This window comes from Kitasatospora sp. NPDC101801 (assembly GCF_044766665.1).
Lineage (GTDB): Bacteria > Actinomycetota > Actinomycetes > Streptomycetales > Streptomycetaceae > Kitasatospora.
The window spans coordinates 22,798-42,629 of the sequence record NZ_JBIWML010000034.1 but is presented as its reverse complement, the minus strand read 5'-3'; the positions used below and the strand labels follow the sequence as shown (position 1 = coordinate 42,629).

General features: G+C 71.5%; 16 protein-coding genes and 1 other RNA gene. 2 read left to right on the top strand and 15 right to left on the bottom strand.

Annotated features, from left to right (window positions below):
• Window positions 1-42: 42 nt before the first annotated feature.
• Together ACIRPK_RS28365 and ACIRPK_RS28360 are read right to left on the bottom strand one after the other, a co-directional pair.
• Complete coding sequence (locus ACIRPK_RS28365; RefSeq protein WP_403043345.1) at window positions 43-324, bottom strand: DUF3039 domain-containing protein; 282 nt, start codon at window positions 322-324, stop codon at window positions 43-45.
• A gap of 44 nt (window positions 325-368) precedes the next feature.
• Complete coding sequence (locus ACIRPK_RS28360) at window positions 369-947, bottom strand: YqgE/AlgH family protein (protein WP_403043433.1); 579 nt, start codon at window positions 945-947, stop codon at window positions 369-371.
• A gap of 263 nt (window positions 948-1,210) precedes the next feature.
• Here ACIRPK_RS28360 and murA point away from each other — a divergent pair, with 263 nt between their 5' ends.
• Window positions 1,211-2,551, top strand: coding sequence for a UDP-N-acetylglucosamine 1-carboxyvinyltransferase (gene murA / locus ACIRPK_RS28355; protein WP_403043343.1), 1,341 nt, complete (start codon window positions 1,211-1,213; stop codon window positions 2,549-2,551).
• A 72-nt stretch (window positions 2,552-2,623) separates the two neighbouring features.
• Here murA and ACIRPK_RS28350 read toward each other — a convergent pair whose 3' ends face one another.
• From ACIRPK_RS28350 to ftsE, 10 genes are all read right to left on the bottom strand, one after another.
• Window positions 2,624-2,905 (bottom strand): HU family DNA-binding protein, encoded by a 282-nt coding sequence (locus ACIRPK_RS28350; protein ID WP_057237508.1) that lies wholly within the window; start codon window positions 2,903-2,905, stop codon window positions 2,624-2,626.
• 513 nt (window positions 2,906-3,418) lie between these two features.
• Window positions 3,419-4,894 (bottom strand): NAD-dependent malic enzyme, encoded by a 1,476-nt coding sequence (locus ACIRPK_RS28345; RefSeq protein ID WP_403043340.1) that lies wholly within the window; start codon window positions 4,892-4,894, stop codon window positions 3,419-3,421.
• Between the two features lie 308 nt (window positions 4,895-5,202).
• On the bottom strand, window positions 5,203-7,485 hold the full coding sequence (locus tag ACIRPK_RS28340; protein ID WP_403043337.1) for a HelD family protein: 2,283 nt from the start codon (window positions 7,483-7,485) through the stop codon (window positions 5,203-5,205).
• 517 nt (window positions 7,486-8,002) lie between these two features.
• The gene (locus ACIRPK_RS28335; RefSeq protein ID WP_403043335.1) at window positions 8,003-9,178 is read right to left on the bottom strand and encodes a uroporphyrinogen-III synthase; all 1,176 of its coding nucleotides are present in this window, start codon (window positions 9,176-9,178) and stop codon (window positions 8,003-8,005) included.
• A 166-nt stretch (window positions 9,179-9,344) separates the two neighbouring features.
• Window positions 9,345-10,724 (bottom strand): nitrate/nitrite transporter, encoded by a 1,380-nt coding sequence (locus ACIRPK_RS28330; protein ID WP_403043332.1) that lies wholly within the window; start codon window positions 10,722-10,724, stop codon window positions 9,345-9,347.
• Window positions 10,725-10,913: 189 nt separating this feature from the next.
• Window positions 10,914-11,290: a transfer-messenger RNA gene (ssrA, locus tag ACIRPK_RS28325) on the bottom strand.
• Between the two features lie 90 nt (window positions 11,291-11,380).
• A complete protein-coding gene (gene smpB, locus ACIRPK_RS28320) occupies window positions 11,381-11,860 on the bottom strand; it encodes an SsrA-binding protein SmpB (RefSeq protein ID WP_403043329.1) in 480 nt (159 codons plus the stop codon).
• A gap of 45 nt (window positions 11,861-11,905) precedes the next feature.
• On the bottom strand, window positions 11,906-13,012 hold the full coding sequence (locus ACIRPK_RS28315) for a S41 family peptidase (protein ID WP_403043326.1): 1,107 nt from the start codon (window positions 13,010-13,012) through the stop codon (window positions 11,906-11,908).
• Window positions 13,013-13,047: 35 nt separating this feature from the next.
• Window positions 13,048-13,953 carry a permease-like cell division protein FtsX gene (gene ftsX / locus ACIRPK_RS28310; protein WP_403043323.1) on the bottom strand — a complete coding sequence of 302 codons (906 nt, stop codon included), beginning with the start codon at window positions 13,951-13,953 and terminating at the stop codon, window positions 13,048-13,050.
• A gap of 64 nt (window positions 13,954-14,017) precedes the next feature.
• The gene (ftsE, locus tag ACIRPK_RS28305) at window positions 14,018-14,707 is read right to left on the bottom strand and encodes a cell division ATP-binding protein FtsE (protein WP_184919059.1); all 690 of its coding nucleotides are present in this window, start codon (window positions 14,705-14,707) and stop codon (window positions 14,018-14,020) included.
• Between the two features lie 441 nt (window positions 14,708-15,148).
• Here ftsE and ACIRPK_RS28300 point away from each other — a divergent pair, with 441 nt between their 5' ends.
• Complete coding sequence (locus ACIRPK_RS28300; protein WP_057237482.1) at window positions 15,149-15,343, top strand: hypothetical protein; 195 nt, start codon at window positions 15,149-15,151, stop codon at window positions 15,341-15,343.
• A gap of 76 nt (window positions 15,344-15,419) precedes the next feature.
• On the opposite strand, the gene prfB is transcribed toward ACIRPK_RS28300, so the two are convergent.
• From prfB to ACIRPK_RS28285, 3 genes are all read right to left on the bottom strand, one after another.
• A complete protein-coding gene (prfB, locus tag ACIRPK_RS28295; RefSeq protein WP_403043319.1) occupies window positions 15,420-16,529 on the bottom strand; it encodes a peptide chain release factor 2 in 1,110 nt (369 codons plus the stop codon).
• A gap of 9 nt (window positions 16,530-16,538) precedes the next feature.
• On the bottom strand, window positions 16,539-17,828 hold the full coding sequence (locus ACIRPK_RS28290) for a serine/threonine-protein kinase (RefSeq protein WP_403043316.1): 1,290 nt from the start codon (window positions 17,826-17,828) through the stop codon (window positions 16,539-16,541).
• A gap of 162 nt (window positions 17,829-17,990) precedes the next feature.
• Entirely contained in the window at window positions 17,991-19,802 is a 1,812-nt protein-coding gene (locus tag ACIRPK_RS28285) for a serine/threonine-protein kinase (protein WP_403043314.1), read from the bottom strand.
• Window positions 19,803-19,832 lie beyond the last annotated feature (30 nt).

The window sequence follows — 19,832 nt, the reverse complement described above, 5'->3', positions numbered from 1 at the left end:
CTGCCCCGCCCGACCACGATTGGCATAGACCAATAGGCAGGATTACTGCTTGTTGTCGCCGTCGCCGTCCTGCGGCTTGCCGATGCCGTCGAAGATCTCCTTGCACATCGGGCAGACCGGGTACTTCTTCGGGTCGCGCCCGGGGACCCAGACCTTGCCGCAGAGCGCGACCACCGGGGAGCCGGAGAGCGCGCTCTCCATGATCTTGTCCTTCTGGACATAGTGCGCGAAGCGCTCGTGGTCGCCGTCGCCGTTGGACACCTGGGGGACGGGCTCGACCAGGGTGCCGGTACCGAGACCGCGCTCGGGCTCAAGAGTGCTCATGGGGGCCAAGTCTATGGGGCCCGGGGCCGCTGCGGGAGCCCGTGTCAGTTCAGTGTCGGGTCGTCCGGGTACGTCGCGAGCACCGCGAGCGGGCCGCGCTGGCGGCGCAGCACCGCGCGCCAGAGCCGTTCCGGCTCCGGACAGAAAATGTCGCCTGGCTCACAGTCCAGCAGGTACCAGGCACCCTCGGCGAGCTCCGCCTCCAGCTGCCCGGGCGACCAGCCCGCGTACCCGGCGAAGACCCGCAGCCCGCCCAGTTCGCCGGCCAGCAGCTCGGGCGGAGCCTCCAGGTCGACCAGCCCGATCGCGCCGTGCAGCCGGCGCCAGCCGAGCGGCTCGGCCTGCCCGGGCTCGCCGGGGACCACGGCCACCGCGAGCGCCGAGTCCAGGCCGACGGGGCCGCCCTGGAAGAGCACCGAGGGGCGGGCCGCCAGCGCTGACCAGCCGTCCAGCACCGCCGCCACCTCGATCGGGGTGGGGTGGTTGAGCACCACGCCGAGCGCGCCCTGCTCGTCGTGGTCCAGCAGCAGCACCACGGAGCGGGCGAAGTTCGGGTCGGTCAGCATCGGCGTGGCGACCAGGAGTCGGCCGGTGTGCGAGGAGGCCGGGGTCATACCCCACATGATCCCGCAGTCCGGCCCGGCAGGAGTGCCCAACACGAAAGCGGGCAGACGGCTCCTCGCCACCCGAACGGCCGAACCGGCCCGCCGTGTCGGCTCCCGGCGGAGCATGATCACCAATAGGGCGCAAGGGAACCAATCGTCCGCCCCTTACCATCTATAGGTGGTGGAAGGGCCTTCTACTCCGGTGGAAGATCCTTCCACTTGCGTCTGCCCTGCTCCGCAGCCGACTCACCCCCCATTTGGCATCCCGGATTGCGAGAACGATGACCGACGACGTCCTGCTGGTCCACGGCGGAAACCCGCTCGAAGGCGAGATCCGGGTCCGTGGTGCGAAGAACCTGGTCCCCAAGGCCATGGTCGCCGCCCTGCTCGGCACGGGCCCCAGCAGACTGCGCAACGTCCCGGACATCCGCGACGTCAAGGTGGTCCGCGGGCTGCTGCAGCTGCACGGCGTGACGGTGCGCACCGGTGACGAGGAGGGCGAGCTGATCCTCGACCCCTCGCACGTGGAGAGCGCCAACGTCGCCGACATCGACGCGCACGCGGGCTCCTCGCGGATCCCGATCCTGTTCTGCGGCCCGCTGCTGCACCGGCTCGGCCACGCCTTCATCCCGGGCCTGGGCGGCTGCGACATCGGCGGCCGGCCGGTGGACTTCCACTTCGAGGTGCTCCGCCAGTTCGGCGCCACCATCGAGAAGCACCCGCAGGGCACCTACCTGGTGGCGGCCCAGCGGCTGCAGGGCACCAAGATCGAGCTGCCCTACCCCTCGGTCGGCGCGACCGAGCAGGTACTGCTCACCGCAGTGCTCGCGGAGGGTGTCACCGAGCTGCGCAACGCGGCCGTCGAGCCGGAGATCGTCGACCTGATCTGCGTGCTGCAGAAGATGGGCGCGATCATCTCGCTGGGCACCGACCGGACCATCCTGATCACCGGCGTGGACGAGCTCTCCGGCTACAACCACCGCGCCCTGCCGGACCGCCTCGAGGCGGCCTCCTGGGCCTGCGCGGCGCTGGCCACCAAGGGCGACATCTACGTCCGGGGCGCCGACCAGATCCCGATGATGACCTTCCTGAACACCTTCCGGAAGGTCGGCGGCGCCTTCGAGATCGACGACGAGGGCATCCGGTTCTGGCACCCGGGCGGCGAGCTCAAGGCGATCGCCCTGGAGACCGACGTGCACCCGGGCTTCCAGACCGACTGGCAGCAGCCGCTGGTGGTCGCGCTGACCCAGGCCGACGGCCTCTCGATCGTGCACGAGACGGTGTACGAGTCCCGGCTCGGCTTCACCGGCGCGCTGAACCAGATGGGCGCGCACATCCAGCTCTACAGCGAGTGCCTGGGCGGGACCCCCTGCCGCTTCGGCGCCCGGAACTTCCAGCACTCCGCGGTGGTCTCCGGCCCGTCCAAGCTGATCGGCGGCGAGCTGGTCATCCCCGACCTGCGCGGCGGCTTCTCGTACCTGATCGCGGCGCTGGCGGCCGAGGGCACCTCGACCGTGCACGGCATCGACCTGATCAACCGGGGCTACGAGAACTTCATGGCGAAGCTCCGGGACCTCGGCGCCCAGGTGGAGCTGCCCAGCGAGGAGCTCCAGCCCGCCTGATCCGCACGCAGGAACGACCGTGGCCGGTCCCCCCTCGGGGGGACCGGCCACGGTCGTTTCAGCTGCTGCGGGTCACTTGCCCTTGGCGGCTTCCTTCAGCTTCGAACCGGCGCTGACCTTGGCGCTGAAGCCGGCCGGGATCTGGATCGGGTCGCCGGTCTGCGGGTTACGGGCCGTACGAGCGGCACGGTGGGTGCGCTCGAAGGTCAGGAAGCCGGGGATGGTGACCTTCTCGTCGCCCTTGGCGACGACCTCGCCGACAACCTCGGCGAAGGCGGCCAGAACAGCGTCGGCGTCCTTGCGGGTCACCTCGGCGCGCTCCGACAGAGCGGCCACCAGCTCACTGCGGTTCATGTGTACTCCTGTGGTCTGTTCGCGTTGCGGTGTGCGGGGGCCCATCGGTCGATCCCTCCCGGGCCCCCACGTTCTGGAGGTGGCCGGACGGGCCGCTGGTCCGCACACTGTGCTCATTCAGGCGAGGGTTGGTCAGGGGTCGGGCTTGCACCCCGAAGCGCCTCAAACCGCACGTCCTGGGTACGAATCCTGCCCCGACCGGCACTGAGAAAGCCAATCGGACCCCGGCGCGGTTGACCCGAACAGTGCCCGCCCACCGGAGTTGTGACGCTCCGTCGGCTCCGGCGGACCGGATCGGGCGACGGTCCGGAGGACACGCCGGGAGCCCAGGGGGACGTTCCGTACTTGTCGGACACGCCTGCCCCGTGCAGGGCTACCGTACGCCCTGGCACCGACAAGCCCAAACACGCCCCTTCCCCTTGTGTCGCAAGGGTTCGGGGCGTGTGGGGATGGGTAGGGCCGCCGACCGGGCATTTGCCCGAGCCCGCGGGCGCTCCCGGGCAGCCGTGCGACCTAGAGCCGAACGGCCGGGAAAGCCGCGGTGTCGAGCGTGCCGACGATCCCGTGGGTGGGCTTCGACGGGGCGGGCTCCGCGCCGCCACGGGCCGCCAGGGCGGCCTCCCGGACGGCTGCGGCCACCGTCTTGGCCACGTCGGGGTGGAAGACGCTCGGGATGATGTAGTTGGCGTTCAGCTGGTCGTCGGCGACCGTGGTGGCCAGCGCCCGGGCGGCGGCGATCATCATCTCGGTGTTGACGGTGTGGCTCTGCGCGTCCAGCAGGCCGCGGAACACGCCGGGGAAGACCAGCACGTTGTTGATCTGGTTCGGGAAGTCGCTGCGGCCGGTGGCCACCACCGCGGCGGTCTGCCGGGCCACCGCCGGGTCGACCTCCGGGTCCGGGTTGGCCAGCGCGAAGACGATCGAGTTCTCGGCCATGGTGGCCAGGTCGTCCCCGTCCAGCACGTTCGGGGCCGAGACGCCGATGAAGACGTCGGCGCCCGCCACGGCCTCCTTGAGGGTGCCGGTGCGGCCCGAGCGGTTGGTGTGCTCGGCGATCCAGCGCAGCGAGTCGTTCAGGTCCTCCCGGCCGCTGTGCACCACGCCGCTGACGTCGGCCACGGTGGCGTGCTCGACACCGGCCGCCAGCAGCAGCTTGAGGATCGCGGTACCGGCCGCGCCGGCGCCCGACATCACGATCCGGATCTCGGAGATCTCCTTGCCGACCACCCGCAGCGCGTTGGTCAGCGCGGCCAGCACCACGATCGCGGTGCCGTGCTGGTCGTCGTGGAAGACCGGGATGTCCAGCGCCTCGCGCAGCCGGGCCTCGATCTCGAAGCAGCGCGGCGCGGAGATGTCCTCCAGGTTGATGCCCGCGAAGCCGGGGGCGATCGCCTTCACGATCGCGACGATCTCGTCGGCGTCCTGGGTGTCCAGGCAGATCGGCCAGGCGTCGATGTTGGCGAACCGCTTGAACAGCGCGGCCTTGCCCTCCATCACCGGCAGCGCGGCCATCGGGCCGATGTTGCCCAGGCCCAGCACGGCGGAGCCGTCGGTGACCACCGCGACGCTGTTGCGCTTGATGGTCAGCCGCCGGGCGTCCTCGGGGTTCTCGGCGATCGCCATGCAGACCCGGGCCACACCGGGGGTGTAGATCATCGAGAGGTCGTCACGGTTGCGGATCGGCAGCTTGGAGGACATCTCGATCTTGCCGCCGAGGTGCATCAGGAAGGTCCGGTCCGAGACCCGGCCGATCGCCACCCCGTCGATCGCCCGCAGCTTCTCGACGATCTCCTCGCCGTGCGCCACCGAGGAGGCCGCCACCGTCACGTCGATCCGGAGCGCCTCCAGGCCCGAGGCGGTGACGTCGAGACCGGTGACCGAACCGCCGGAGGACTCGACCGCCGTGGTGATCGAGCTCACCGCGTTTCCGGTGGCCGGGACCTCCAGCCGCACCGTGATCGAGTTCGAGACACTGGGCACCGTCGCCATCGACGTCCTTCTTCCTGGATCAACACTTTGTTGAAAATCTCATGCCTTGGGCATGCTAGACCTCGATCGTCGCACCAACCAAGGGCCTGCCAGAAATAACGTTCATTGAGTGTCCGGACCCGACAAGGCTTCTTGCCCTCCACGGACGATGCGTTACATTGGACAAGACACCGGCTCGATCCAAGCCCCCGGGCCCAACCTTCGTCGCTACGAGCGACCACTTGCCGCGAGGCGAGCATGGCGGGTCGGTGTCACTAACGTCGGAAGGCCCCTCACCAGTGGTGAGGGGCCTTCGCCGTGTCGGACCGTCAGCGCAGCAGCGCCGGCACCCCGTCCGCGTCCGGCAGGTCGTCCGGGCCCGAGAGCACGGTCAGCCGCTGGGTCGCCCGGGTCAGCGCGACGTACAGCACCCGCAGCCCCGCCTCCGACTCCCCCGCGATGCCGACCGGGTCGGCCACCACCGTGGCGTCGTACTCCAGGCCCTTGGCCTCCAGGCTGCCGAGCGCCACCGCGCGCTCGCCGAGACCCTCGATCCAGCCCGCCGCCTCGGCCCTGCGGTCCATCGGGACCACCACCGCGACGGTGCCGTCCACCTCGGCCAGCAGCCGGGTCAGCTCGGCCCGGGCGGCGGCCGCGAAGACCGCCGGGTCGGCCGAGGCCGCCGCCGCGAAGCGCGGCGCAAGCCCGGTCGAGCGGACCGCCGTCGGCGAGGGGGTGCCGGGCGCGGCCAGCGCCAGCACCTTGGCCGCCACGTCGGCGATCTCGGACGGGTTGCGGTAGTTCACCGTCAGCGTGTGCCGACGGCGCGGCTTGCCCGCCAGCACCTCGTCCATCGCCGCCTGCGCCTCCTGCGGGAACGGCCAGGAGGACTGCGCCGGGTCGCCGACGATGGTCCAGGTCGCCATCCGGGAGCGCCGGCCGATCATCCGCCACTGCATCGGGGTGAGGTCCTGCGCCTCGTCCACGATCACGTGCGCGTACTCGACCCGCTCGACCGGCACCCGGTCGCGCTGCCTGGCCGACCGGTCGGCGTACGTGGTGACCTCCTCCAGGCCGGTCAGCAGGTCGACCGCGTCGACCTCGCGGACCACCCGCCTGGCCGCCTCGCCGAGCAGTAGCTGCAGCTCGTCCACCAGCGCCACGTCGTGCGCCGAGAGCGGGCCCTCACCGCGGTCGGTGAGCTCGTGCCAGGAGGCGGCCAGCAGGCGCGCCTCGTCCGGCGTGACGGCCCGGCGGGCGATCCGGTTGGTGTGCCGGGTCTGCTTGAGGGTGGCCAGCACCCGGCGGGGGGTCAGGGACGGCCACCAGGCGTCCAGGAAGTCCAGGAAGACCGCCTCGTCGGAGACGTACTCGTCGAACGACTCCTTCTCCTCCTGGCGCTGCTCCCTGGCGTAGTGGTCGGACGGACGCGGCTGGTGCCTGATCGCCTCCTGCCAGAGCGCGTCCAGCAGCAGCCTGCGGGCCCGCGGACGGAGCAGGTTCAGCGGCGTGCCGCCGCTGCCGATCACGTTGCCGCGCACCGCCCGGAGCTTGTTGGCGTCCAACCGGAGCGCCTCGCCCCGGGCGAACACCTTCAGCTCGGTCGGCGCGCCCAGCTCCAGCGCGGCCTTGGCCGCCCGGCGCATCAGCGTCACCATCCGGGCCGAGCCCTTCACGTGCGCGGCCTCCGGGGTGTCGTACCGGCCCGCCTCGATGCCGTCCACCAGGCTGCCGACGGCCCGGATCGCGACCTGGCCCTCCTCGCCCAGCGAGGGCAGCACGCCCTCGGTGTACGAGACCAGCAGCGCGGTCGGGCTGACCACCAGGATGCCGCCCGCGTACCGGCGGCGGTCCTGGTAGAGCAGGAAAGCGGCCCGGTGCAGCGCGACCGCGGTCTTCCCGGTGCCGGGGCCGCCGGTCACCAGGGTGGCGCCCGGCGCGGGGGCCCGGATCACCTCGTCCTGCTCGCGCTGGATCGAGGAGACGATGTCGCGCATCGAGTGGCTGCGGGCCCGGCCGAGCGAGGCCATCAGCGCACCGTCGCCGACCACCGCGAGCTCCTGGCCGGCCAGGGTCGGGGTCAGGTCGGGGCGCAGCAGGTCGTCCTCGACCCCGAGCACCTTGCGACCCTTCGACCGGATCACCCGTCGGCGGATCACCCGGCCGGGCTCCAGCGGGGTGGACCGGTAGAACGGCGCGGCGGCCGGTGCCCGCCAGTCGATCACCAGCGGCCCGAACTCGGCGTCGAGCACGCCGAGCCGCCCGATGTGCAGCGTCTCCGCCACCGCCGGGTCGGCCGGATCGAGCGGGGTCTGCGACGGGATGCCGTGCTCCTCCGGCGCATCGGCCTCCTGGAGGTCGATCCGGCCGAACAGGAAGTCCTCGAACTCCGCGTTCAACCGGTGCAGGTGCGCGCCCGCGCGGTACACCTGGGCGTCCCGCTCGGCGAGCGCGCCGGGCGTGCCGACCTGTACGCGCTTGGCGGCGTCCTCCAGGATGTACTCGGCCTCGGCGAGCTTCTCCTCCAGCCGGTGGTACACCGTGTCGAGATGGCGCTGTTCGCCCGCGATCTCGCGGGCGCGGATGGTGTCTGAGTCAGAGCTGCTGTGCATGGCCTCGGGGGGTGCGGCGAAGGACCTCGGAAAAGAGACGGACGGATGATCCTACGCCCGAAGCCCCCCGAAGAACCACCGCCTGTGCCACCAGGGGCTCGGGGCTCCGCTGATGTGCGGCTCCGCCGCGCGGGCGACGCCAACTTTTTTGCAGGTGGCTCAGCCCGCTACGGAGTCAGGGGCCCGGGGCTCCGCTGATGTGCGGCTCCGCCGCGTGGGCGACGCCAACTTTTTTGCAGGTGGCTCAGCCCGCTACGGAGTCAGGGGCTCGGGGAACTGCGACGCCGACCCGTGCAAGGTGACCGTTGCGTAGGTGGTCAGGCACTTTCGTCTGTGACCCGAACGCCAGACCTCCTCGCAGTTCCCCGAGCCCCTGACCGTAGATGCCCGATCGCCTGCCCAGAGCGCAGCCCCGAGCCCCTGGACCCTAGATGTTCGAGCGCTTGCCGAAGGTGTAGCCCCCGAGCACCTGGACCGTGGACCCGGAGCACCTGCCAGAAGCGCGGCCCCCGGCCGGTCAGGCCGTGCCGTACTTCTCGCCCGGGTCGGCGACCGGGTCGAGGGCCAATCGGTACCCCCGTTTGACGACGGTGGCCACCAGCCCGGGGGCGCCCAGCGCGGAGCGCAGCCGCGTCATCGCCGTCTCCACCGCATGCTCGTCGTTCCCGCTCCCCGGCAGCACCCGCAGCAGCTCGGCCCTCGGCACCACCCACCCCGGCCGCCGCGCCAGCGCCCGGAGCAGCGCCATCCCGGCCGGCGGCACCGGCCGCAACTCGCCGTCCACCAGCACCGCCTGGCCCCGCAGTTCGACCGCGTGCCCGGCCACCGAGAGCCGTCGCGCCCGCTCCGGCAGCTGGGCGGTGAGCAACTGGACCATCGCGCCGAGTCGCATCCGCTCCGGCCAGACCGTGGCGACGTCCAGTTCCTCCAGCGGGGCCGCCGTCACCGGGCCGACGCAGACCGGTAGAACGTCCCGGCGCAGCGCGTGCAGCAACTCGGCGGTCAGTCCGCGCTGTTCGGCCCGGTCGAGCAGGCTGATCGCGGCGGGGGCGCTGGTGAAGGTGACCGCGTCCAGGGCGCCCGCGCAGCAGGCGTCCAGCAGTCGGTCCAGCGGGGCCAGGTCGGCGGGCGGCAGCCAGCGGTAGACCGGGACCTCGACCACCTCGGCGCCGGCCGCCGTCAGCGAGTCGACGAAGTCCCGCAGCGGGGCGCCGTGCAGCTGGACCGCGATCCGGCGGCCGTCCACGCCCTGGTCCAGCAGCCGGGCCAGCACCTCGACCGAGGACTCCGACTCGGGCGACCACTCCTCGCGCAGCCCGGCGGCCCGGATCGCCCCCTTGGCCTTGGGGCCGCGCGCGAGCACCACGGCCTTGCCCAGCCGGTCGATCAGGTCGTCGCCGAGGCCCCAGCCCTCGGCTGCCTCAATCCAGCCCCGGAAGCCGATGCCGGTGGTGGCCACCGCGATGTCCGGCGGGTCGGCGACCAACGCCCGGGTGGCGGCGAGCAGTTCGGTGTCGTCGGTGAGCGGCACGATCCGCAGGGCGGGGGCCCGCAGGACGGCGGCACCCCGGCGCTGGAGCAGTGCGGCGAGCTCCTCGGCCCGCCGGGCGGCGGTGATGCCGATGGTGAACCCGGCCAGTGGCGGCACCGGTTCGGCACGGTCGGTGGGGCGACTGCTCGTCAGATCGTCCATGGTTCGCGGTCCTTCGGTGGTGCGCCTTCCGGCTGCGGCGGGCCGGAAGGGGGGTGGACGGGAAATCCTGCCTCCCGGCGGTTCCACGGCGGGGTCGGTCCGATTTCCGGCTCGTTTCGCAGGTCGGACCGGCCGTCCAGGGGCTGGACGGCCGGTCGCGACCGGGTCAGGCCCGGACCAGCGCCGGGTCCGGCACGGTCTCACCTGCGCCGGCCCTCGGACGGCGCAGGTACACCGCCCAGGTGAGCGCGAAGCAGATCCCGTACGCCCCCAGGAAGGAGGCGAAGGCCGGGGTGCCGGTCTTCGCCACCAGGAAGGACTGCCGGAACGCCAGGTTGATGAAGAGTCCGCCGAGCGCACCGACCGCGCCGATCACGCCGACCGCCGCGCCGGACATCCGGCGGGACCAGGCGGCCGCCTGCTCGACCGTGTCGCCGAGTTGGGCGATCCGGTCCTGCGCCTTGGCCTCGAAGATCACCGGGATCATCTTGTAGGTGGAGCCGTTGCCGAGACCGGCGAAGACGAACAGCGCGATGAAGCCGGTCAGGAAGACCGGCAGCGACCTGATCGAGGACGCGTAGGTGACCAGCGCGGCGGCGGCGGCCATCGCGGCGAAGTTCCACAGCGTGATCCGGGCCCCGCCGAGCCGGTCCGCCAGCCGGCCGCCGACCGGTCGGATCAGCGAGCCCAGCAGCGGGCCGACGAAGGTCAGTTGGGCGGCCTGCAGCGGAGTGCGGCCGAACTGGTTCTGCAGCACCAGGCCGAAGGCGAAGCTGAAGCCGATGAAGGAGCCGAAGGTGCCGATGTAGAGCACGGACATCAGCCAGGTGTGCTTCTGCCGGACGATCTCGGCCAGCGCCCCGGTGTCGCTCCGCACCGGCGCCAGGTTGTCCATGAAGAGCGCCGCGCAGGTCGCCGCGATCACGATCAGCGGCAGGTAGATGCCCAGCACCAGTCTCGGGTGGGTGGCCCCGGCCCAGGTGATCACGCCGAGCGCGACCAGCTGGATCACCGGCACCCCGATGTTGCCGCCACCCGCGTTCAGCCCGAGTGCCCAGCCCTTCCGGTGCTGCGGGAAGAAGGCGTTGATGTTGGTCATCGAGGACGCGAAGTTCCCGCCGCCGAGCCCGGTCAGGGCAGCGACCAGCATGAACGTGGTGTACGAGGTGCCGGGGTGCATCACGTAGGCGGCCGCCAGGGTCGGCAGCAGGAGCAGCAGCGCCGAGACGATCGTCCAGTTCCGCCCGCCGAACCGGGCCACCGCGACGGTGTACGGAATCCGGACGAACGCACCGACCAGCGTGGGCACCGCGACCAGGAAGAACTTGCCGGCCGGGTCCACGCCGTACTTCGGGCCCATGAAGAGGACCATCACCGACCAGAGGCTCCAGACCGAGAAGCCGATGTGCTCGGAGATGATCGAGAACAGCAGGTTCCGGTTGGCCACCTGCCGCCCGGTCCGCTCCCAGAAACCGGCGTCCTCCGGTCGCCAGTCCGCTATCCAGCGGCCACCCGCTCTGCCCTGCGCTGCCGTGTCGGTGCCCATCGCGCTCCCCTTGCCTGCCCGGTGCCCTGTACCAACTGACGTTAGGAGACGGTGATTTCGCCCTCGTTGTGGGCTGTGACACTCGAGGAACCGTCCTCTCACCCGACGGACCGTAGCGCTGTGAGGACGAGCCCGGGAAGCACGAAGGCCGCCCTCCGGTGTGGAGGGCGGCCTTCGATACACATGGGGTGGTGGAGATGCCGGGAATCGAACCCGGGTCCAGTGGAGTGGATTCAGGACTTCTCCGAGCGCAGTCCGCTGTGATTTTCTCGGCCCTGGCAGTCACGCGGACAAGCCGCCAACAGGCCCAGTCACTGTTTGGTTTCCCCGCCGACCCCCGTGACCGGGGTGGAAGGTTGAGTTCCCTAAATTATGCCAGGGTCCGGGTCGGGAACTCCCCGGTCTGACACCCGTTCACTTTCGCTTAGGCAGCGAGAGCGAACTGCTGGGCATCGCGCTTAGAGTTGGCGATTATTGTTTTGCGGCAGATGGTTAACGAGATCATTGCCGCGTTCCTCGGCTCGCTTCTCCTGTTTCGACTTCCCCTGTCGAAACCGATCATCCCCATGTTTTGTTGAGAAACAGCTCCCGGTGGGCGGACCCTCCGGTTGGTGCTGCGCCCATACTACGCGCAGCGACCGGCCTGGCCAAGCAGATTAACCCTGCTGGCGGCGGCGGACCGCCGCGACCGCCCGGTCCGTCTCCCGACGGTCCTGCTTCTCGCGCAGGGTCTGCCGCTTGTCGTGCAGCTTCTTGCCGACCGCGAGGGCCAGTTCGAGCTTCACCCGGCCGTCCTTGAAGTACAGCGAGAGCGGCACCAGGGTGTGGCCGGTCTCCTTGGTCTTCGCCTCGATCTTGTGGATCTCCATCCGGTGCAGCAGCAGCTTGCGCTTCCGCCGCGCCGAGTGGTTGGTCCAGGTCCCCTGGGTGTACTCGGGGATGAAGATGTTGTCGATCCACACCTCGTGCCCCTGGACGTAGGCGTAGCCGTCCACCAGGTTGGCCCGTCCCTCGCGGAGCGACTTGACCTCGGTGCCGGTCAGCACCAGACCGCATTCGTACGTGTCGAGGATGGTGTACTCGTGTCGCGCCTTCTTGTTCTGCGCGATCAGCTTCTTTCCGGTTTCTTTAGCCATAGCGCCGATCATTCTCGCATCCCGGCCGGGCCCCCGGCAGCCCCTTTACCTGCGGCCGAGGCCGGAGAGCACGGTGCCGGCCAGTCGGACGGTGTCGGCCGGGGTGGCGCCGGGCGGGCGCGGGACGTCCGGGGTCAGGCCGGTGCCGTCCGGGGAGCGGCCGGCCGGGGTGAAGTAGCGCCCCACCGTCAGTTCGAGGACGGCGCCGTCGGCCAGTCGGCTGGGCTGCTGGACGGTGCCCTTGCCGAAGGTGCGGGACCCGACCAGGACGGCCCGGCTGCGGTCCTGGAGCGCTCCGGCCAGCAGCTCGGCGGCGCTCATGGTGCCGCCGTCGACCAGCACCACCAACGGGGTGACGGTGTCACCGCCGGGCCCGGCGGTGAGCTCGCGCCGCTCGCCGTGTTCGAGGTACGAGCCGACCGGACCGCCGTCCAGGAACAGCGCCGCGGTGGCGGCGGCCTCGTCGACCAGCCCGCCGGAGTTGCCGCGCAGGTCGAGCAGCACCCCGCTCGCCCCCCGGGCGGCCGCCTTGACCTGCCCGGCCACCCCGGCGGTGAAGCCGTGCACCGCGATCCGGACCACCCCGGGCGCCGGGTGGTCCACCGTCACGTCACGGGCCACCAGTTCGGCCCGCTTCAGGGTGAGTTCGCGCTCCTCGCCGCCGGGGCCGCGCAGCGCCAGGGCGACGGTCGAACCGGCCGCGCCGCGCAGCCCGGCCACCACCTCGGTGACCGGCAGCCGGTCGGCGGGGGCGCCGTCGATCCGCAACAGCCGCTCCCCGACCACGATCCCGGCCTGCTCGGCCGGCCCGGCCGGGGTCACCTGGGCCACCGTGGTGACCCCGTCCGACGCCCGGCGGACCGACAGGCCGACACCGTCGTACCGGCCCTGGGTGAGGCCGGTGTACGCCTCGGGGCTGTAGTACGCGGCCCACGGGTCGCCGCCCCCGGCCAGCAGTTGCTCGGCCTGCTGCCGGGAGAGGACGGCCCCGGCCAGCGTCTGACCGTCCAGCACGTCCGCGGAGGTCGTGAGCCGGGCCGCCGCCGGGGGCTCGCTCCACGCGCCGGTCATCGCACCACCGAGCAGCACGGCGCCGAACACCAGCGAGAGCACGGCCCCCTGGCGTACCCCACTGCGCAGTGTCACCGGCATGGCACCGGAGTCTAGGCGCCGTCCTCGACCCGACGTCAGACCTTCAGGTACTTCCGAAGGGTGAAGAACGCCGCGATCGCCGCCATCCCCATGCCGACCACGACCAGCAGCGGGATCACCGACAGCACCGAGGAGAGCCCGATGAAGTGGATGAACTCCACCTTCTTGGCCAGGAAGCCCTGGACGAAGAAGTGCCCGCCCACCAGCAGCCCGGAGGCCAGCGCGGCCCCGAGCAGCGCGGCGAATGCGGCCTCCGCGATGAACGGCATCTGGACGTAGAAGTTCGAGGCACCGACCAGGCGCATGATGCCGGTCTCACGCCGTCGGCTGAACGCGGACACCCGGACGGTGTTCACGATCAGCAGCAGCGCAACGAACAGCATCAACACCATGATCACGAAGGCGGCCGTCTGTAGGCCGTTCAGGAGCCCGAACAGGTTCTCCAGGATCTTCTTCTGGTCCTGGACCGACTTGACGCCCGGCAGGCCCGCGAAGGCGCTCTGCATCACGTCGTACTTGGTCGGGTCGACCAGCTTCACCCGCCAGGACTGCGGCATCGCCTCCGCCCCCACCGCGACGATCAGCGGGTTGTCCGGGTTGAGGTCCTTCCAGTGCTTGAACGCCTCCTGCGAACTCTCGAAGGTGAAGTTCTGCACCAGCGGCATCTTCTCCAGCTTCGACTTCACGTCGGCGATCTGCTGGTCGGTGGCGGCACCGGCGGCACACTGGGCCGACTTGGCGTCGGCCTTGGTGCAGAAGTAGATGCTCACCTCGACCTTGTCGTACCAGAAGTCCTTCATCGAGTTGACCTGGTCACGCACCAGCAGGCTGGCTCCGGCCAGGGCGAGCGACAGCGCAACACTGACCACGACCGCGATGGTCATGGTCAGGTTGCGACGGAGACCGACGCCGATCTCCGACAGAACGAACTGGGCGCGCATGGCTTTGTCTCACTCCAGGGTCATTGCGGGTGGGGCGGGCAGGCGGACGGGGCGTCAGTCGGGCTCAGTGCTGGTAGCCGTAGACGCCACGGGCCTGGTCGCGGACCAGCAGCCCCTTGTCGAGCTCGATCACCCGCTTGCGCATCTGGTCGACGATGGCCTGGTCGTGAGTGGCCATCAGGACCGTGGTGCCGGTGCGGTTGATCCGGTCGAGCAGCTTCATGATGCCGACCGAGTTCTGCGGGTCGAGGTTTCCGGTCGGCTCGTCGGCGATCAGCAGCATCGGACGGTTCACGAAGGCGCGGGCGATCGCCACGCGCTGCTGCTCACCACCGGAGAGCTCGCCGGGCATCCGGTCCTCCTTGCCACCGAGGCCGACCAGGTCGAGCACCTCGGGGACGACCTTGTTGATGGCGCTCTTCGGCTTGCCGATCACCTCGAGGGCGAACGCGACGTTCTGCGCCACCGTCTTGTTCGGCAGCAGCCGGAAGTCCTGGAAGACGGTGCCCAGCTGACGCCGCATGTGCGGCACCTTCCAGTTGGACAGCTTGCCGAGGTCCTTGCCCAGCACGTGCACCTCGCCGACGCTCGGCCGCTCCTCGCGCAGGCAGAGCCGGAGGAAGGTCGACTTGCCCGAGCCGGAGGACCCGACCAGGAAGACGAACTCACCCTTCTCGATCTCCAGCGAGACGTTGTCCAGGGCCGGACGGTTCTGCTTGGGATAGGTTTTGGAGACGTTGTCGAATCTGATCACGGCTGCATCACGGGGGCCATCCTAGGTGGAATGGCGACCGCTTCGGCCGAACTTCCGTGACCCGATCGTTACTTCGGGCCCCGGAGGGCTGGCCGGACGGCACCGTTCCTCGGTCGGTTCCGCTCCCGTGGCAGTCCGGGAGCGGCGGCAGAAGAGGCCGACTGCCGCTTCTCCGGTTTCGGACCATACGCGAAGGGCATCAGGGCTCGCAGGCCCGACCGGCCCGGCGGCCTGAGAATTGGTGGCAAATGTTCTGTTTTGCCCGGATAAATGCGAGCCATGTCACAGCCCGGCCCACGGTTGAGCGGCCGGCCCCCACCACGCACGGGCCGGATCGACCGGAACCTGGCACAGTGGTAGCCAGAGAGCGGCCGTATGGGGCAGCCGAAGGAACCGAAAGCCCTCCCGGCGCGTTGCTGTAAGCAGCAAGGAGGAGATCGCATGACGTGCGACCATCTGGTGTGCGCCAACTGCAACGGCCGCGTGAGTGACGGCCGCTGCCCCGTCTGCCGCGCCAACCGGGCCCGGCTCGAGGGTGAGCAGGGCCCGTTCGCCGCACTGACGCCCGCCACGCTGCTGGCGTTGCTGGTCGGCCTGCTGGCCGTGGCACTGATCGCCCGACAGGCCCTGGCCTGACCGGACCGAAGAACGACGAGAGGGCCCCGGGACGTCGTCCCGGGGCCCTCTCTCCTGTCCGAACCCGCGAAACGCCTTACGCGGCGGCCTCGCGCTGCTTGCGCCAGCGGATGCCCGCCTCGATGAAGCCGTCGATGTCCCCGTCCAGCACGGACTGCGGGTTGCCGACCTCGAACTCCGTCCGGAGGTCCTTGACCATCTGGTACGGGTGCAGGACGTAGGACCGCATCTGGTTGCCCCAGGAGCTGCCGCCGTCCTTGAGCGCGTTCATCGCGGCCTTCTCCTCCTGCCGGCGCAGCTCGAGCAGCTTGGCCTGGAGGACGTTCATCGCCGAGGCCTTGTTCTGGATCTGCGAGCGCTCGTTCTGGCAGGACACCACCGTGCCGGTCGGCAGGTGGGTGATCCGGACGGCCGAGTCGGTGGTGTTGACGCCCTGGCCGCCGGGGCCGGAGGCGCGGTACACGTCGATCCGCAGCTCGCCCTCGTCGATGTCGACGTGGTCGGACTGCTCGACCACGGGGAGCACCTCGACGCCCGCGAACGAGGTCTGCCGGCGGCCCTGGTTGTCGAACGGCGAGATCCGGACCAGGCGGTGGGTGCCCTGCTCGACCGAGAGCGTGCCGTACGCGTACGGCACCTTCACGGTGAAGGTCGCGGACTTGATGCCGGCCTCTTCGGCGTACGAGGTGTCGTAGACCTCGGTCGGGTACCCGTGCCGCTCGGCCCAGCGGAGGTACATCCGCATCAGCTGCTCGGCGAAGTCGGCGGCGTCCACGCCACCGGCCTCGGCCCGGATGTTGACCAGGGCCTCGCGGGAGTCGTACTCGCCGGAGAGCAGGGTGCGGACCTCGAGCTCCTCGACCGCCTTCTGCACCGAGGTGAGCTCGGCCAGTGCCTCGGTGAGGGCGTCCGCGTCGTCCTCGTCCGCCGCCAGCTCGAACAGGATGGAGAGGTCGTTCACCCGGCCGCGCAGGGTCTGCACCTTGCGCAGCTCGCCCTGGAGGAAGGACAGCCGGCTGGTGACCAGCTGCGCGTTGGCCAGGTCGTCCCACAGGTTGGGGGCGGCTGCCTCCTCCTCGAGGACGGCGATGTCGGCCCGGATCTTGTCCAGGTCGAGGACTGCCTCGATGGACCCCATGGTCGTTTCGAGGGACTTGAGCTCTTCGGAAGGATCGACGGCTGCCACGCCACCAGCCTAATGGCTCCGGGCCGCCGACCGTGCATGGGTGTCCGCAGCCGGGTCGGTCGACCACGGAGCGGCGGCGCCGGGCCGGGTGCCGGGGGAGGTCGCGGCGAAGGCCGAGTAGGCGGCCGCCGCCCCGGCCAGCAGCAGCACCACCGCGAGCAGCACCGCGTACAGCCGGCGGCGTCGGACCAGCGCCCGCCGCCCCTTCCGGTGGCCGCTCGCCGGGGCCGCCTCGCGGCGCTGGGCCTGCGACTCGGCCGCGTACGAGGCCAGCTCCTGGGCGGACGGGCGGCGCAGGCTGGTGTGGGTGTCCCGGGTGGAGTCGGGTGAGGGGGTCGGCACCAGCGGGACGGCCGGGCCCCGGCGGCGGCGGTGGGTGCCGGCGCCGGCGTCCACCTCGGCGTAGACCGCCTCGCCCGGGGTGAGCAGTTCCTCGGCCGGGGCCTTGCCCTGCGGCGGGACGTGCGCGGGCAGCCCGGTCAGGTACGGCAGCTGCCCGCGCAGCCGCTCGGCCAGCTCGGCGGCGCGCAGCCGGGAGGCCGGGGCCTTGGCCAGGCACTCGCCGATGATCCGGGACAGCCCCTCGGGGAGCCCGGCGATCGGCGGGACGGTCTCGGTGACGTGCCGCCGCAGCACCGCGCCGGTGTGGCCGCCGCCGAACGGGGTGAAGCCGGTCAGCAGCTCGTACAGCACGGTGGCCAGCGCGTAGATGTCGACGGCGGCGCGCGGCTCCAGCCCCTCGATGATCTCGGGGGCCAGGTAGTCGGGGGTGCCGATGATCCTGGTCGCCCTGGTCCGGCGCGGGGCGTCCACCAGGCGGGCGATGCCGAAGTCGGCGAGCTTGGCGCGCGGGGCGCCGCCGGGCCCGGCCGGGGCGGCCAGGTCGAGCATCACGTTCTCCGGCTTCACGTCCCGGTGGACGATCCCGGCGGCGTGCGCGGCGGCCAGGCCGTCGGCCACGTCCGCGATCACCGAGACGGCGGCCAGCGGGGTCAGCGGGCCGTCCCGGTCCAGCCGGGAGCGCAGGTCGGCGCCCTGCACCAGCTCCATCACCAGGGCCAGGTCGTCGCCGTCCACCACCATGTCGCGGACCCCGACCACCCGGGGGTGGTCCAGGCTCATCAGTGCGGTGCGCTCCTGGATGAACCGCCCCACGAGCACCTGATCGGACGCCAGGTCCTCACGCAGCAGCTTGACTGCCACCGGTCCGTCCGGGCCCTCGCCGAGCCAGACGGTCCCGGCGGACCCCCGCCCGATCACCTGGTGGACGGTGTACCGGCTGCCGATCTTGCGTGCCAATGCTGGTGCTCCGTAGGCGGCGGGAGCGCGCGGTGGTGCTGCGCACTCGGTAGGTCCGTGCTTCAGCCCACCAACCTACGCGCCCGACGGCCGTTCGGGGGACGCCGAACGGCCCTGTGAGCCCTCCGGGGACAGGAAAAATTCTGAAGTGTCGACAAATGCCTATTGCTGACTGCCGGTCAGATCGTTGAACCAGTCCCGGACTCCGCCGAACCAGTCCTGGGTGTTCTGCCACCAGACCGGCAGGTCGGTGAAGTTCCACAGCGCCACGGCGGCCACCGCCAGCACCACCAGGACCATCAGGCAGCCCTTGAGGCAGCCCAGGCCGGGGATGTACATCCGGTTCCGGCTGCGGCGGCGCGGCTCCCGGCCGGGCTCCGGCTCGCGCTGCTGCGGGGCCGGCGGCTCCTGGCGGCGCGGCGGGGCGGGCTCGGGGCGGCGGGCCGGGGTCGGGGCGGGGGCCTGCTGGTACGGCTGCGGCGGCGGGGCCTGCTGGGGGTAGCCCTGCTGCTGGTACCCCTGCGGCGGCTGCTGCGCCTGGTACGGCGGCGGGGCCACCGGCGGGCGGGCGGTGTAGCCGCCGGGCGGCTGCGGGCGCTGCTGCTGGGGGCGCGGCGGCTGCTGCTGCCCCTGCTGCGGGCGGTAGGGCTGGTACGGCTGCGGCGGGGGCGCCTGCTGGTACCCCTGCGGCGGACGCTGCTGCTGCGGCCTGGCCTGGTAGGGCTGCGGCGCGACCTGCGGGTCGCCGAAGTCGGCCGGGTCGAAGTAGCTGACCTCGGTCTGCTGGTTGCGGTCCCGGGCGGCCCGGAGCTGGGTCTGCCAGGGGTGCGGCTGCTCCGGTGCGGCGGGGCCGGCGGGCGGGGCGGCCGGCGGCACCGGCGGCAGCACCGACGTCCGGTCGGCGGCGCCCTGAGGGGTCATCAACTGGGTGGCGGCGGCCGCGTCGTACTGCCCCGAGGGCAGCACCTGGGTCGGGTCGGCGCCACCGAAGGCGGAGTCGGCGAACTGGGCCGAGACCGGCACCCCCGGCTCGGTCGGCGCGACGTACGCGGGCGTCGGCCGCGGGTCGGGCACCAGCAGGGCGGCCACCTCGAAGGCCGCCTCGGCCTGGACCGGCGAGGCGTGCACCCCGACCCCGGCCGCGACCACCCGCAGCGCGCGGGCCAGCGCCACCGCGCCGGGCCGCTCGGCCGGGTCCTTGCGCAGGCAGCGCTCGACCACCGTCCAGAGCGGCTCGGGCATGGTGCGCGGGCGCTCCGGGTCCTGCTGGAGGTGCGCCTGGAGGATCGCGATCGGGCTGTCGCCCTGGAACGGCGCCCGGCCGGTGACCAGCTCGTACAGCATGATCCCGGCGCCGTAGACGTCCACCGCGGAGGTCTGCGGGCGGCCGTCGGCGGACTCGGGGGCGACGTACGCGGGGGTGCCGACGAACTCGTGGGTCCGGGTGATGCCCGGGGAGTCGGCCAGCCGGGCGATGCCGAAGTCGGTGAGCATCGGGTGCATCTGCTCGGCACCGTCCACGGTGCTGCTGGCGAGCAGCACGTTGGCCGGCTTGAGGTCGCGGTGCACGATGCCGTCGGCGTGGCTGACCGCCAGCGCGTCGGCGATCTGGGCCATCAGCAGGGATCCGGCGATCGGGCTGAACGGGCCGTTGCCGCGCAGGTAGTGGAACAGGTCGGGACCGTCCACCAGGTCCATCACCAGGGCCAGCAGCTCGCCCTCGACCACCAGGTCGCGGACCCGGACGATGTTCGGGTGGGACAGCCGGAGCAGCACCGAGCGCTCGCGCAGGAAGCGCATCACCACGTCCGGGTCGGCGGCCAGTTCCTCGCGCAGTATCTTGATCGCCACCGGCCGCCCGGGCTCGATCCCGGGCACCACGACGTCCTCGCGCACCCGGGCCCGCCAGACGGTGCCGGTGGCTCCGCGCCCGAGGGCTTCCTCAAGCAGATACTTGCTGCCGACTGGCCGCACCTACGACTCCTCGCGCCGCCGTGTTTTCGG

What these genes read in the sequence shown, in the direction of transcription:
- ACIRPK_RS28365 (WP_403043345.1), bottom strand. Translation starts at nt 324, where the DNA reads ATGAGCACTCTTGAGCCCGAGCGCGGTCTCGGTACCGGCACCCTGGTC.
- ACIRPK_RS28360 (WP_403043433.1), bottom strand. Translation starts at nt 947, where the DNA reads ATGTGGGGTATGACCCCGGCCTCCTCGCACACCGGCCGACTCCTGGTC.
- murA (WP_403043343.1), top strand. Translation starts at nt 1,211, where the DNA reads ATGACCGACGACGTCCTGCTGGTCCACGGCGGAAACCCGCTCGAAGGC.
- ACIRPK_RS28350 (WP_057237508.1), bottom strand. Translation starts at nt 2,905, where the DNA reads ATGAACCGCAGTGAGCTGGTGGCCGCTCTGTCGGAGCGCGCCGAGGTG.
- ACIRPK_RS28345 (WP_403043340.1), bottom strand. Translation starts at nt 4,894, where the DNA reads ATGGCGACGGTGCCCAGTGTCTCGAACTCGATCACGGTGCGGCTGGAG.
- ACIRPK_RS28340 (WP_403043337.1), bottom strand. Translation starts at nt 7,485, where the DNA reads ATGCACAGCAGCTCTGACTCAGACACCATCCGCGCCCGCGAGATCGCG.
- ACIRPK_RS28335 (WP_403043335.1), bottom strand. Translation starts at nt 9,178, where the DNA reads ATGGACGATCTGACGAGCAGTCGCCCCACCGACCGTGCCGAACCGGTG.
- ACIRPK_RS28330 (WP_403043332.1), bottom strand. Translation starts at nt 10,724, where the DNA reads ATGGGCACCGACACGGCAGCGCAGGGCAGAGCGGGTGGCCGCTGGATA.
- smpB (WP_403043329.1), bottom strand. Translation starts at nt 11,860, where the DNA reads ATGGCTAAAGAAACCGGAAAGAAGCTGATCGCGCAGAACAAGAAGGCG.
- ACIRPK_RS28315 (WP_403043326.1), bottom strand. Translation starts at nt 13,012, where the DNA reads ATGCCGGTGACACTGCGCAGTGGGGTACGCCAGGGGGCCGTGCTCTCG.
- ftsX (WP_403043323.1), bottom strand. Translation starts at nt 13,953, where the DNA reads ATGCGCGCCCAGTTCGTTCTGTCGGAGATCGGCGTCGGTCTCCGTCGC.
- ACIRPK_RS28300 (WP_057237482.1), top strand. Translation starts at nt 15,149, where the DNA reads ATGACGTGCGACCATCTGGTGTGCGCCAACTGCAACGGCCGCGTGAGT.